The sequence below is a fragment of the Cupriavidus nantongensis genome (assembly GCF_001598055.1).
GTDB classification, from domain to species: domain Bacteria; phylum Pseudomonadota; class Gammaproteobacteria; order Burkholderiales; family Burkholderiaceae; genus Cupriavidus; species Cupriavidus nantongensis.
Genome location: NZ_CP014844.1, coordinates 3,982,621 through 3,996,038 on the forward strand (window position 1 = coordinate 3,982,621; position 13,418 = coordinate 3,996,038).

Here is a 13,418-nt window from a genome sequence, read left to right on the forward strand (position 1 = left end):
CCCGGTGGCCCGGGCCGGGTCTCAGCGCAGGGTGGCGCCGGTAACGGCGCCGGGGTCGCGTTCCATCATGTCCACCACGCGGCAGTCGGGGCACATCCTGAGGCGCTCCGCGGCGGCGCCGGCAAAGGCCGGATGTCCGGCCAGGCGCACCAGCATCGACTCGACCATCTGCGCCGTGCCGAACGGCTTGGCGCAGCGCACGCAATGGAACGGCTGGGCCTCGTTGAGCGTGACCGGGCGCCGGGCCGCGTCGCCGGCCAGCAGGCGCGGCACCAGGGTCACGGCGTCCTCCGGGCAGGTCTTCTGGCACAGCCCGCACTGCACGCAGTTGCGCTCGATAAAGCTGAGCACGGGACGCTCGGGGTTGTCGCGCAGCGCCTGCGACGGGCACGCGCCCACGCACGCCAGGCACAAGGTGCACTTGCCTGTATCGACGGCGATGGCGCCGATCGGCGCGCCCGCCGGCAGCGGCACGCTTGGCGCCGGCGACGGCGCATGGCGCACCAGGTGGTCGAACGCGAAGTCGAGCAGCTCGCGCTTGGCCGCGACCGGGCCGAAGGGCGCGGGCGGCAGTGCGTTGCGCGCCGGGCGCAGCGCCGCCAGCCCGGCATCGAGCGCGTCCGTGTCGGCGGCCTCGACCAGCGACAGCGCCTCGTCGTCATAACCCAGGCCCGACAGCAGCGCGCGCCCGACCGCGATCTGCTCCAGCAGCGCGGTGCGGTATTGCGGGGCCTCGTCGCCGGTCAGCAGCACGGCGACGCGGCTCGCGCCCCAGCACAGCGCGGCCAGCCACAGCTCCAGCCCGACCGAGGCCGGATGGAACAGCGACAGCGGCATGACCTGCGCGGGCACACCGCGCGCCTTGCCGCCGCGGGCGGCGCGGCCCAGCGCCAGCAGCGCGGGCGTGCCGGATTCCTCGCCATGCAGCAGCACCACCGGATCGCGCGCGCCGGCCTGCCGGTAGGCCGACAGCATGGTGCGCAGCCGCGCGCCGGTGGTCTCCGGGCCGGGGTAACCGTAGCTGATGGCCCCGCTCGGGCAGACCGTGGTGCAGGCGCCGCAGCCCATGCACAGGTTGGGCGTGACCTCGATGCGGCCCTTGCCGTCATGCCAGCGCGAGGCGATGGCCTGGGTCGAGCAGATATCGATGCAGGCGGTGCAGCCGGTGGTCTGGTTGCGGCCATGCGCGCACAGGCTGTCCTTGTAGCGGAAGAACTTGGGCTTCTCGAACTCGCCCACCAGCCCGGCCAGCGCCAGCGCCTGGGCCTGCTGACGGGCGGGGTCGGCGCCGGCATGCAGGTAGCCCTGCGGCGGCTGGTGCATGGTGAAGGCGGGCGTGTCGCACAGGTCGAAGACCAGGTCGAAGCGGCCGGTGCCGGTGCCCTGCGGACGGTCGAAGTCGATCGCCGCGGCGGCGCCGCACGCGCGCACGCAGTCGCGATGCGCGCGGCAGCGCGACAGGTCGATCTGGTAGCTGAAGTCGATCGCGCCCTCGGGACAGGCATCGATGCAGGCATTGCAGCGCGTGCACAGGTCCAGGTCGATCGGGTTGCTGCGGCCCGCGCCGGTCTCCCAACTGGCCTCGAAGGCGCCGAGCCAGCCGCTCAGCGCGGCCAGCCGGCCGCTGTGGACCGGATAGGCGCGCGCCGCGGGCTGCGCGGCAGTACCCTCGCGTGGGTCGCCACCGGTCAGCAGCACCGTGACCTCGAGCTGCATCGCCGCCAGCCGCTCGGCCCACGGCAGCGCGCGCGCCGCCGGGCCCAGCACCAGCACCGCGCCGTCGCTGCGGTAGTCGACCACCGGCACCGGCTCGGGTTCGGGCAGCGCCGCCACGGCCAGCAGCGCGGCGATCTTGGCATTGGCGGTCTTGGGGTCGCGCCGGGCGCCCTGCGACCAGCCGCCGGTTTCGCGGATATTGACGAAGCGCACCGGCGCGGTCACCACCGCCTGGCCATCGCGGCCCCGCGCGGCTTGCGCGGCCACCTCGGTGAACAGCTGGCGCTCTTGCGTGCAGGCGACGATCACGTCGTCGGTGCCGTCCAGCGCGGCGGTGAAGTCACCGATTTCGCGCCGGCACAGCAGCCGATGAACCTTGAGCGGCCCCTGGCTGGCGTCGCGGGTTGCGTCTGACAATGCCGCCCCGTCCAGCGGCATGGTGTCGTTGCAATTGCAGATCAGCGTCGGCATGGCGAATGCGGCTGACCGGTCCGGACGTCCCTTCTTGGCGGGGGTCTGCGGGCCGGCGGATTGTGGGGATGCCTATTGTAGGCTGCGCTGCCTCCGGGGGCTACGCGCGTTTATGCTGGTCTTGCTGCGGGTCTGGCTGCGGGTCTTGCGGCGCCTCTTGCGACAAGTCTCGCCGGCCCTGCTGTTCGCTTTGACTGGCGTGCAGCGCCGGCGTTTCGGCGTCGGCACCTGGTGCCGCGCCCGCCTCCTGCGCTTGCTGCCTCGCGTCCGTTTGCGCCGCCGGCGGTACCTGTTCCGGCTGCGACAGCCGGGCCGCGGCTTCGGCCGCGGCGCGTTCCTCGTCGGTCGGCTCGAACAGGCCCAGCGTCTCGGCCTGGCGCAACTGGCGCAGGATCTCGGGCGGGATCGGGTCCGGCTTGCTGTAATCGTCGATATAGATATCGAGCCCGTCCATCACATTGAAATGCGGATCGGCAAACAGTGTCTTCAGCGCGGCGCGCTTGACCGACTCGTCCACGCCGCGCGCGACGAAGCGGGCGATCTCGTCACCGGGCCGCAGCGCCGCGACATCGGCCAGCGTCGGCGGCGGATCTTGCGGCGGATCTTGCGGCGCCTCGTGCGTGGCCTCGACGGTGGCCGGGACCGCCTCCGGCTCGGGCACCGCCGGCTGCGGCGGTTCGGCGGGAACGGCCACGCCCTCGCGCACCGCGGCCTTGCGTTGCGACCAGCGCGACAGGAAGGACGATTCGCTCATGGGCAGGGCCGCTTCTCGATGGTGTCAGGAATCAGTAACGGGCGCGTTCGTCCGGCGCCTTGAAGGATTCGGGCCGGCGCCGCTGCTTGGGCTCGGGCCGGTAATGTTCGTTGACGTAGGCTTGCAGCCAGTCGCGCTGCTCCGGCGCCAGCGGCACGTTCTCGACGGTCTCGCCGGCATCCAGCCAGCGCCCGGCCTCGTTGTACGACAGCGCCACGGTGACCGGCACCGGATGCGCATCCTCTGCGTCGCCCTTGCCTTCATCCTCGGGCATGCGCCACAGCACGAACCAGCACGGCGTGGCCGAGGTCAGGTTCAGGTAATAGCCCTCGCCCTGGTCGCGGAACAGCTCGACCTCGTAGCCGGGATACAGCCAGCGCGCGCCGTGGGCATCGTGCTCCAGGCATACCGGCTGCGTGCCGAACTCGCCCAGGTCGGGCAGCACCGCGTCCAGCTGCCATTTCCAGGGCTGCCAGCGGTTGGCCAGCGCCACCTTGCGCATCACCACGGCCATGGTGACGGCGGGGCGGGCGCCGGGCGGCGGCAGGCTGGCAGTGGGCTGGCTGTCCATGGCGGCAGGCGGGCTCAGGTGTTCTGCACGACGATGCTGGGGAACTTGCTAGTCATGTCGCGCGCCTTGTCGGCGACCTTGATCGCCACCTTGCGCGCGATGGCACGGTACATCTCGGCCACCGGGCTGTCGGGCTCGGCCACCACGGTCGGGCGGCCGGAATCGGCCTGCTCGCGGATGCTCAGGTTCAGCGGCAGGCTGCCGAGCAGGTCGACGCCGTAGTCGGCGCACATCTTCTCGCCGCCGCCATGGCCGAAGATATGCTCGACATGACCACAGTTCGGGCAGCAATAGACCGCCATGTTCTCGACGATGCCGAGGATGGGAATGCCCACCTTCTCGAACATCTTCAGGCCCTTCTTGGCATCCAGCAGCGCGATGTCCTGCGGCGTGGTGACGATCACCGCGCCGGTAACCGGGACCTTCTGCGACAGCGTCAGCTGCACGTCGCCGGTGCCCGGCGGCATGTCGACGATCAGGTAATCGAGGTCGCGCCAGTTGGTCTGCCGCAGCAGCTGCTCCAGCGCCGAGGTCACCATCGGGCCGCGCCACACCATCGGGTTGTCCTGCTCGATCAGGAAGCCGATCGAATTGGCCTGCAGGCCGTGGCCTTCCAGCGGCTCCATGGTCTGGCCGTCGGCGGATTCGGGGCGGCCGTCGATGCCCAGCATCATCGGCAGGCTGGGGCCGTAGATATCCGCGTCGAGCATGCCCACGCGCGCGCCTTCGGCGGCCAGCGCCAGCGCCAGGTTCACCGCCGTGGTCGACTTGCCCACGCCGCCCTTGCCCGACGCCACCGCGATCACGTTCTTCACGCCCGGCAGCAGCTTGACGCCGCGCTGCACCGCGTGGGCGACGATCTTCATGCTCACGGCCACGCTGACATTGGTCACGCCCGGCAGCTGCCGCACCGCGGCCACCACCAGCTTGCGGATCGGATCGAACTGGCTTTTCGCGGGGTAGCCGAGTTCCACCTCCAGCGCTACCTCGCCGCCATCGATGCGGATGTTCCTGGCCGAGCGGGTGGACACCAGGTCCTTGCCCGTATTGGGGTCGATGACGGTGCGCAGGGCTTCGGTAACCTGCTCAGTGCTGAGGCTCAAGACAAACTCCGCTTGGTATGTGGGGGAACTGGCGCATGATGGCCTGCGCCTGATGTATCAAAGTATGCAGCACCGGCCATGAACGCCGGAAGCGCGCGTGCAATCCCCTCTGTCGGGTGGGGGATTACAGACAATTACAAATCTCACAAGCTTGCACTTGTGCGCGCGCCGCCATATCCATATTGTAGTGCGGTTGGCCGGCCCGGCATGCCGACACCGCCAGCGGTGCCTCGCCCGGCCGGGCCGACGCGCACAATGGGTTACCTGCCGCTTGCCTTGGCGTTACCATCGCGACGCGGTACCAAGAACATTTACGGGAACATCAGAAGGAGAAAGCATGAAGATCAAGCTCGTTACCGTTTCGCTCGCCGCCGCCACGCTGCTCGCCGCTGGCTGCGCCACCGAACAGCAAACCCACACGGCGGTTGGTACCGGCGTCGGCGCCGCGGTCGGCGCGGGGCTTGGCAACCTGATCGGCGGCAACACCACCGGCACGCTGGTGGGCGCGGCCGTCGGCGGCGCCATCGGCGGCGCGACCGGCTACAACTGGAACGCGATCCGCGGCAAGCTGAACAAGGACACCGCCGGCACGGGCACCCAGATCACCGAGCAGCCGGACGGCTCGCTGAAGGTCAACATCCCCAGCCAGGTCACCTTCGACACCGACAGCGCCACCATCAAGCCGTCGTTCCGCTCGGTGCTCGACCAGGTCGCGCAGACGCTGAGCCAGCACCAGGACGTCAGCGCCAACGTGGTGGGCCATACCGACAGCACCGGCAACCCCAACTACAACATGCAGCTGTCGCAGCGCCGCGCCCAGAGCGTGGCCGGCTACCTGGGTGATCGCGGCGTCGCACGCAACCGCCTGACGGCCGAAGGACGCGGCCAGAGCCAGCCGGTCGCAGACAACGGCACCGAGGCCGGACGGGCACAAAATCGCCGCGTCGAAATTTTTTTGAAACCAATTCAAGGGTGACCTAGTCATAGAAACAGGTGCCGCTTGCCACCGTTGCTGGCTCGCGATGGGTGGCTGACCTCCCGGGCGGTACCTGATTTCTCCTCCTTTTCCGTTGTGGAAAGCTGCGCCGGCTCTGACCGGCGCTTTTTTTTGCCCGCGCGGATCCGGTGCCTCGCCCATTCCGCCATGCGGAACTGCCGCGCGGCGGCCGGCCAGTTGTTAAAATAGCCCCTCCCCGGCACGCGCCCGCCCGTCCTGGCTGGCGCCGTCCCCACGATATCCCCGCTCCTGACCGGCTCCTGTTTATGACCGCACGTCGCATCCTCGTCACATCCGCCCTGCCCTACGCCAACGGCCAGATCCATATCGGCCACCTGGTGGAGTACATCCAGACCGATATCTGGGTGCGGTTCCAGCGCATGATGGGCAACGAGGTCTACTACGTCGGCGCCGACGACACCCATGGCACCCCGGTCATGCTGCGTGCCGAGAAGGAAGGCATCACCCCGAAGCAGCTGATCGACCGCGTCTGGACCGAGCACAAGCGCGATTTCGACAGCTTCCTGGTGTCGTTCGACAACTACTACAGCACCGATGCCGAGGAAAACCGCGAGCTGTGCGAAAAGATCTACCTGGCCCTGAAGGCCGAGGACCTGATCGCCGAGCGCGAGGTCGAGCAGTTCTACGACCCGGTCAAGAACATGTTCCTGCCCGACCGCTTCATCAAGGGCGAGTGCCCGAAGTGCGGCGCCAAGGACCAGTACGGCGATTCGTGCGAGGTATGCGGCACCACCTACGTGCCGACCGACCTGAAGAACCCGTACTCGGTGGTGTCGGGCGCGACGCCGGTGCGCAAGTCGTCGGCGCACTACTTCTTCAGGCTGTCCGATCCGCGCTGCGAGAGCTTCCTGCGCGAGTGGGTGGCCGACCTGGCCCAGCCCGAAGCCGCCAACAAGATGCAGGAATGGCTGGGCGCCGAGGGCGAGGCCTCGACCCTGTCCGACTGGGACATCTCGCGCGATGCGCCCTACTTCGGCTTCGAGATCCCGGGCGCGCCGGGCAAGTACTTCTACGTTTGGCTGGACGCGCCGATCGGCTACTACGCCAGCTTCAAGAACCTGGCGCAGCAGCGCGGCATCGATTTCGACGCCTGGGTCGGCCCGCACTCGACCGCCGAGCAGTACCACTTCATCGGCAAGGACATCCTGTACTTCCACACGCTGTTCTGGCCGGCGATGCTGCGCTTCTCGGGCTACCGCACCCCGACCAATGTCTTTGCCCACGGCTTCCTGACTGTCGACGGCGCCAAGATGAGCAAGTCGCGCGGCACCTTCATCACCGCGCAGAGCTATGTCGACACCGGCATGAACCCGGAGTGGCTGCGCTACTACTTCGCCGCCAAGCTCAACGCCAGCATGGAAGACCTCGACCTGAACCTCGACGACTTCATCGCGCGCGTCAACAGCGACCTGATCGGCAAGTACGTCAACATCGCCAGCCGCGCCGCGGGCTTCCTGGTCAAGCGCTTCGACGGCAAGGTCGACGAGGCCGCGCTGGCCCATCCGCTGCTGGAGCAGCTGCGCCAGGCCGCGCCGCAGGTGGCGCACCTGTATGAAAGCCGCGAGTACAGCAAGGCGCTGCGCCTGGTGATGGAGCTGACCGATGCCGTCAACGCCTTCGTCGATACCGAGAAGCCGTGGGAACTGGCCAAGGACGACGGCAAGCGCGCCGCGCTGCATGCGGCGTGCTCGGTCTCGCTGGAGGCGTTCCGCCTGCTGACGATCTACCTGAAGCCGGTGGTGCCCAACGTGGCCGCGGGCGTCGAGCGCTTCCTCAACGTCGCGCCGCTGGACTGGCGCGCGATCGACCGGCAGCTGTCGGCCGCCAGCCCGGTGCAGCCCTACCAGCACCTGATGACGCGCGTCGATGCCAGGCAGGTCGACGCGCTGCTGGCCGCCAACCGCGAATCGCTGCAGGCGACCGCGGCGCCCTCCGCCAACGCTGGCGCCAACGCAGCCGCGATCGAGCCGATCGCCGACACCATCACCATCGACGACTTCGCCAGGATCGACCTGCGCGTGGCGAAAATCGTCGAATGCCAGAAGGTGGAAGGCTCGAACAAGCTGCTGCAGCTGACGCTGGACCTGGGCGAAGGCCGCACCCGCAATGTGTTCTCCGGCATCCAGTCGGCTTACACGCCCGAGCAGCTGGTGGGCAAGCTGACCGTGGTGGTGGCAAACCTGGCGCCGCGCAAGATGAAGTTCGGCGTCTCCGAAGGCATGGTGCTGGCGGCCTCGGCCGCGGATGAAAAGGCCGCGCCCGGCCTGTACATCCTGGAGCCGCACAGCGGCGCGGTGCCGGGCATGCGCATCGGCTGATCGTTCGGTATCGCTGCGCCCTCTCCCGGCACGCGGGAGAGGGTCGCATCCCGCGGCACGCTCGTGACGCGGTTTCCTTCGGCGGCGGATCATCGAGATCTCGCCCGCCTCAGCCGGCTGGATTCTGCAATGCAGAACCAGCGGCAGATCCCCCTCGCTCTCCCCCGCTCTATGCACACGCGGCATGTCATACATGGATCCGGCGCATCGCGCTTGTGACCCCCTGGCTGGCCGCGTAGATTCCACCTCGCAGAATCACAAACCACAAAAAACAAGAAGCCGGCGGCGCAAACCCGTTGCGCTCTCACGCGCTTGCGTGCCGCCGCTTCGCATGGAAGGGGACATTTGTGAAGAAGCTCCTGATCGCCAATCGCGGCGAGATCGCGTTGCGCGTGCAGCGCGCCGCCCGCGATCTCGGCATCGCCACCGTGGCCGTCTACGCCACCGACGACGCCGGCAGCCGGCACCGCCTGCTCGCCGACGAAGCCGTCGCGCTGCAGGGCGAAGGTGCGGCGGCCTATCTCGACATCGACGCCATCCTCGCCGCGGCGCGGGCCACCGGCTGCGATGCCATCCACCCCGGCTACGGTTTTCTCAGCGAGCGCGCCGACTTCGCCAGCGCCTGCGCGGCGGCGCAGGTCGTCTTTGTCGGCCCCGAGCCCGAACACCTCACGCTGTTCGGCGACAAGGGCCGCGCACTGGCGCTCGCCGCCCGCTGCGGCGTGCCGGTGATGCCGGCGACGCCGGGCGGCGCCACGCTCGATGCGGTGACCGCCTTCTTCGACGAGCAGGACGGCGCCGGCGTGGTGCTCAAGGCCGTTGGCGGTGGCGGTGGGCGCGGCATGCGCGTGGTCCGCGAACGCGACGCTTTGCCCGAGGCCTATGCGCGCTGCCGCTCCGAGGCACGCTCGGCGTTCGGCATCGACGCCCTCTACGCCGAGCGGCTGGTGGCGCGCGCGCGCCATATCGAAGTGCAGATCGCAGGCGACGGCGACAGCGTGATCGCGCTGGGCGAGCGCGACTGCACGCTGCAGCGCCGCTTCCAGAAGGTGGTGGAGATCGCGCCCAGCCCGGCGCTCGATGCCGCGCTGCGCCAGCGCATCGTCGACGCCGCCTGCACGCTGGCGCGTGAGGCGCGCTACCGCAGCCTGGGCACATTCGAGTTCCTGGTCGAGGAACCCGAGGCAGGCGGCCGCCGCGATGGCGCGGCGCTGCCCTTCGTCTTTATCGAGGCCAACCCGCGCCTGCAGGTCGAGCACACCGTCACCGAGCAGGTCACCGGGATCGACCTGGTCGCCGTCCAGCTGGGACTGGCGCAAGGGCGGCGCCTTTCCGAGCTGGGGCTGGACCCGCGCCACCCGCCGCGCATGCGCGGCTTTGCGATCCAGGTGCGCGTCAATGCCGAAGCCACCGACGCGCAGGGGCTGGCGCGGCCGGCGCAGGGCCGGCTGGAGCGCTTCGATCCGCCCACCGGGCCGGACGTGCGCGTCGACACGCATGGCTATACCGGCTATGCGCCCTCCGCGCATTACGACACGCTGCTGGCCAAGCTGATCGTGACCTCGGCCAGCGACCACTTCACTGACGCGGTGCGGCGCCTGCAGCGCGCGCTGGCCGAGTTCAATATCGCCGGCATCGCCACCAACCTGGACCTGCTGCGCGCGCTGGCCGAGCGCGATGACTTTGCCAGCCAGCAGGTGCATACCCGCTATATGGAGACGGCGCTGCCCGCGCTGCTGGAACGCGCCGCGCAGATCGGCGCGCAGCACGCGGCCAGGCATGCGCTCGCGGGCGCCGCGGCGGCGCCGGTGGCGGCCACGTCGAGCAGCGCCAGCTTCGACGAGCAGCTGGGCGAAGGCCTGTGCGCGGTGCGCGCGCCGATGAACGGCCGCGTGATCGAGCTGGCGCGCGAGAACGACGTGGTCAAGGCCGGCCAGACCGTGGCGGTGCTCGATGCGATGAAGATGGAACATGCCATCGTCGCCGAACAGGCGGGACGCGTGATCGACCTGCGCACCGCATCCGGCGAGCAGGTGGCCGAAGGCCAGGTGATGCTGGTGCTGGAGCCCGCCGACGCCGGCGCGCATGCCGGCGCCGACGCCGAACGCGCCGACCCCGCGGCGATCCGCCCCGACCTGCAGCGCGTGCTGGATCGCCATGCCTTCCTGTACGACGCGGCCCGCCCCGAGGCAGTGGCGCGCCGTCATGCGCGCGGCCAGCGCACCGCGCGCGAGAATGTCGACGACCTGTGCGATGCCGGCAGCTTCCGCGAATACGGCGGCCTGGCGCTGGCGGCGCAGGCGAGCCGGCGCAGCGAGGCCGACCTGATCGCCAACACCCCCGCCGACGGCCTGATCACCGGCACCGGCACCATCAACGGCAGCCTGTTCGCGCCGGAACGCGCGCGCTGCGCGGTGCTGGCCTACGACGCCACGGTGCTGGCCGGCACCCAGGGCAAGCGCAACCACACCAAGACCGACCGCATCCTGGAAGTGGCGCTGCACAACCGGCTACCCACGGTGATCTTTGCCGAAGGCGGCGGCGGGCGCCCGGGCGATGTCGACTTCCCCACTGTCGCCGGCCTGTACCAGCCGTCGTTCGGCGCCTTCGCCGAGCTGAGCGGCGAGGTGCCGGTGATCGGCATCGCGTCGGGGCGCTGCTTCGCCGGCAATGCCGCGCTGCTGGGCTGCTGCGACCTGATCGTCGCCACGCGCAACGCCAATATCGGCATGGCCGGCCCGGCCATGATCGAAGGCGGCGGCCTGGGCGTGTTCCGGCCCGAGGATATCGGCCCGGCCGCGGTGCAGTACCACAACGGCGTGGCCGACCTGCTGGTCGACGACGAAGCCGCGGCCGTGGCCGCGGCCAAGCACTACCTGTCGATGTTCCAGGGCCGCATCGACGCATGGCAGGCGCCCGACCCGCTGGCGCTGCGCCACGTGGTGCCGGAAAACCGCCTGCGCGTGTACGACACCCGTGCCGCCATCGACGGGCTGGCCGACGTCGGCAGCGTGCTGGAGCTGCGCGCCGGCTTCGGCACCGGCATCCATACCGCGCTGGCGCGCATCGAAGGCCGGCCGGTCGGCATCCTCGCCAACAATCCGCGCCACCTCGGCGGCGCCATCGACGCCGATGCCGCCGACAAGGCCGCGCGCTTCATGCAGGTGTGCAACGCGCATGGGCTGCCGATCGTGTCGCTGATCGACACGCCGGGCTTTATGGTCGGCCCCGAGGTCGAGGCCCGCGCGCAGGTGCGGCACGTGTCGCGCATGTTCGTGATCGGCGCCAAGCTGCGCGTGCCGTTCCTGGCGGTGGTGCTGCGCAAGGGCTATGGCCTGGGCGCGATGGCGATGGCCGCGGGCGGCTTCCGCGCGCCCAGCTTCACGGTGTCGTGGCCGACCGGCGAATTCGGCGGCATGGGGCTGGAGGGCGCGGTGCGGCTGGGCTTCCGCAAGGAACTGGAGGCGCTGCCGGCAGGCCCGCAGCGCGATGCGCTGTACCAGCAGCTGGTGGCGCAGATGTACGAGCGCGGCCATGCCATCAACGCCGCGGCGGCGCTGGAGCTCGATGCCGTGATCGACCCGGCCGCGACGCGGCAGTGGCTGGTCAGCGGCCTTGACGCGGGCGAGGCCGACCCGCACCGGTCGCAACGACCGATACGCCCCTTCGTCGACGCCTGGTAGGCGCGGCGGCGGACCACACCAGAGCCACAGCAAGAGGAAACAGCAGATGGACGAACAGGCGTTCTTCGCGGACCTGGAAGCCCGGCATCGCAAGATCTGGCCCGCCGGCCTGCCCGACGCACCGGTCTACCCCCATGGCGAGGTGCCGCTGGGCGACTACCTGCGCGCATGGGCGCGCAAGCGCCCGCACCATGCCGCGCTGGTCTGGTACGGCACCACCGTCACCTATGCCGAACTCGACGACCTATCCGAGCGCTGCGCCGCGCTGCTCAGGGGCCGCGGCGTCGGCGCGGGCGACCGCGTCGCGGTGATGATGGGCAACTGCCCGCAGTTCCACGTGGTGTTCTACGCCATCCTGAAGCTGGGCGCGGTCTATGTGCCGGTCAACCCGCTGTTCAAGGAACAGGAGCTGGTGTACGAGCTCAACGATGCCGGCGCCACCACCATCATCGTGCAGGACCAGCTCGCGCCGCTGCTGATGTCGGTGCGCGCGCAGACCGCGCTGCGGGCGGTCTACACCACCAGTGCCGGCGCCATGCTGCCGGCGCAGCCCGAGCTGCCGCTGCCGGCCGGACTTGATGCGCCCGCGCTCGCCGTCGATGGCGCCATCGACCTGCTGCAGGCGCTGCGCGAGACCGCCCCGGTGGCGCTGCCGCCGGTCGACCTGGACGCGCTGGCCGCGCTGAACTACACCGGCGGCACCACCGGCCTGCCCAAGGGCTGCATGCACACGCAGCGCGACATGCTGTACACCGCGGCGGCCTCGTACGCGCTGACCGGCGGCGTCGACGCTGCGCGCCTGGCCGAGGGTTCGGACGACGTGATGCTGAACTTCCTGCCGATGTTCTGGATCGCGGGCGAGAACCTGGGCCTGATCTACCCGATCTTCAGCGGCGCGACCGTGGTGCTGCTGGCGCGCTGGGACCCGGTCGCGGTGATGGCGGCGATCGAGCGCTACCGCGTCAACCGCACCTTCGTCGTGGTCGACAACGCGGTCGAGCTGATGAACCACCCCGAGTGCGGCCGCTACGACCTGCGCTCGCTGCAGCATACGCGCGCCGCCTCGTTTATCCGCAAGATCACGCCCGACATCCGCCAGCGCTGGCACGCGCTGACCGGCAGCGTCATTGCCGAAGGCGCATGGGGCATGACCGAGACCCATACCAGCGACACCTTCACCACCGGCATGCAGCACGACGACATGGACCTGCGCGGCCGCCCGGTCTTCGTCGGCCTGCCGGTACCGGGCACGCGCATCAAGATCTGCGACTTCGACACCGGCGCGGTGCTGCCGGTCGGCGCGGAAGGCGAGATCGTGGTCAGCACGCCGTCGCTGTTCAAGGGCTACTGGGGCCGACCCGACGTCGACGCCGAGGTGTTCCGCGACGGCTGGTTCCGCACCGGCGATATCGGCGCGTATGACGAGGCCGGCTACCTGCATTTCCTGGGCCGGCGCAAGGAGATGCTGAAGGTGCGCGGCATGAGCGTGTTCCCGTCCGAGCTGGAGGTGCTGCTGTCGCGCCACCCGGCGGTGCTGGGCTCGGCCGTGGTGGGCCGCCCGGATCCGGACAAGGGCCAGGTGCCGGTGGCCTTTATCCGCCTGCGCCCCGAGCATGCCGACGGCACCAGCGCGGACGCATTGCATGCCTGGTGCCGCGAACAGATGGCGGTCTACAAGGTGCCCGAGATCCGCATCCTGCCCGAGTTTCCGCTGACCGCCACCGGCAAGGTGCGCAAGGTGGAACTGCAGGCGCTGCTGGACACCGAGGCCGGCGGCTGAGCGC

8 protein-coding genes are annotated in these 13,418 nt (G+C 69.9%); 4 read left to right on the forward strand and 4 right to left on the reverse strand.

What is annotated here, in order from left to right; all coding sequences use genetic code 11:
• Positions 1-21: 21 nt before the first annotated feature.
• From A2G96_RS18435 to apbC, 4 genes are all read right to left on the reverse strand, one after another.
• Positions 22-2,187: a 4Fe-4S binding protein gene (locus A2G96_RS18435; RefSeq protein ID WP_062801522.1), complete on the reverse strand. Its 2,166-nt coding sequence runs from the start codon at positions 2,185-2,187 to the stop codon at positions 22-24.
• A gap of 100 nt (positions 2,188-2,287) precedes the next feature.
• Positions 2,288-2,941 carry a DUF3306 domain-containing protein gene (locus A2G96_RS18440; RefSeq protein WP_062801523.1) on the reverse strand — a complete coding sequence of 218 codons (654 nt, stop codon included), beginning with the start codon at positions 2,939-2,941 and terminating at the stop codon, positions 2,288-2,290.
• Between the two features lie 31 nt (positions 2,942-2,972).
• A complete protein-coding gene (locus tag A2G96_RS18445) occupies positions 2,973-3,512 on the reverse strand; it encodes a DUF3305 domain-containing protein (RefSeq protein ID WP_062801524.1) in 540 nt (179 codons plus the stop codon).
• A gap of 14 nt (positions 3,513-3,526) precedes the next feature.
• Positions 3,527-4,615, reverse strand: coding sequence for an iron-sulfur cluster carrier protein ApbC (gene apbC, locus A2G96_RS18450; protein ID WP_062801525.1), 1,089 nt, complete (start codon positions 4,613-4,615; stop codon positions 3,527-3,529).
• A gap of 337 nt (positions 4,616-4,952) precedes the next feature.
• Between apbC and A2G96_RS18455 the strand changes: the two genes are divergently transcribed.
• The 4 genes from A2G96_RS18455 (at position 4,953) to A2G96_RS18470 (ending at position 13,414) form a co-directional block, all read left to right on the forward strand.
• Positions 4,953-5,591, forward strand: coding sequence for a YiaD family glycine zipper/OmpA-like lipoprotein (locus tag A2G96_RS18455; RefSeq protein ID WP_062801526.1), 639 nt, complete (start codon positions 4,953-4,955; stop codon positions 5,589-5,591).
• A gap of 287 nt (positions 5,592-5,878) precedes the next feature.
• On the forward strand, positions 5,879-7,951 hold the full coding sequence (metG, locus tag A2G96_RS18460; RefSeq protein ID WP_062801527.1) for a methionine--tRNA ligase: 2,073 nt from the start codon (positions 5,879-5,881) through the stop codon (positions 7,949-7,951).
• A 347-nt stretch (positions 7,952-8,298) separates the two neighbouring features.
• Complete coding sequence (locus A2G96_RS18465; RefSeq protein WP_062801528.1) at positions 8,299-11,634, forward strand: acetyl-CoA carboxylase family protein; 3,336 nt, start codon at positions 8,299-8,301, stop codon at positions 11,632-11,634.
• A gap of 46 nt (positions 11,635-11,680) precedes the next feature.
• Positions 11,681-13,414 carry an AMP-binding protein gene (locus A2G96_RS18470; RefSeq protein WP_062801529.1) on the forward strand — a complete coding sequence of 578 codons (1,734 nt, stop codon included), beginning with the start codon at positions 11,681-11,683 and terminating at the stop codon, positions 13,412-13,414.
• The last annotated feature ends 4 nt before the right edge of the window (positions 13,415-13,418 follow it).

Coding starts and splice junctions, on each gene's coding strand:
- A2G96_RS18470 (WP_062801529.1), top strand. CDS start 11,681: ATGGACGAACAGGCGTTCTTCGCGGACCTGGAAGCCCGGCATCGCAAG.
- A2G96_RS18445 (WP_062801524.1), bottom strand. CDS start 3,512: ATGGACAGCCAGCCCACTGCCAGCCTGCCGCCGCCCGGCGCCCGCCCC.
- metG (WP_062801527.1), top strand. CDS start 5,879: ATGACCGCACGTCGCATCCTCGTCACATCCGCCCTGCCCTACGCCAAC.
- A2G96_RS18455 (WP_062801526.1), top strand. CDS start 4,953: ATGAAGATCAAGCTCGTTACCGTTTCGCTCGCCGCCGCCACGCTGCTC.
- A2G96_RS18435 (WP_062801522.1), bottom strand. CDS start 2,187: ATGCCGACGCTGATCTGCAATTGCAACGACACCATGCCGCTGGACGGG.
- A2G96_RS18440 (WP_062801523.1), bottom strand. CDS start 2,941: ATGAGCGAATCGTCCTTCCTGTCGCGCTGGTCGCAACGCAAGGCCGCG.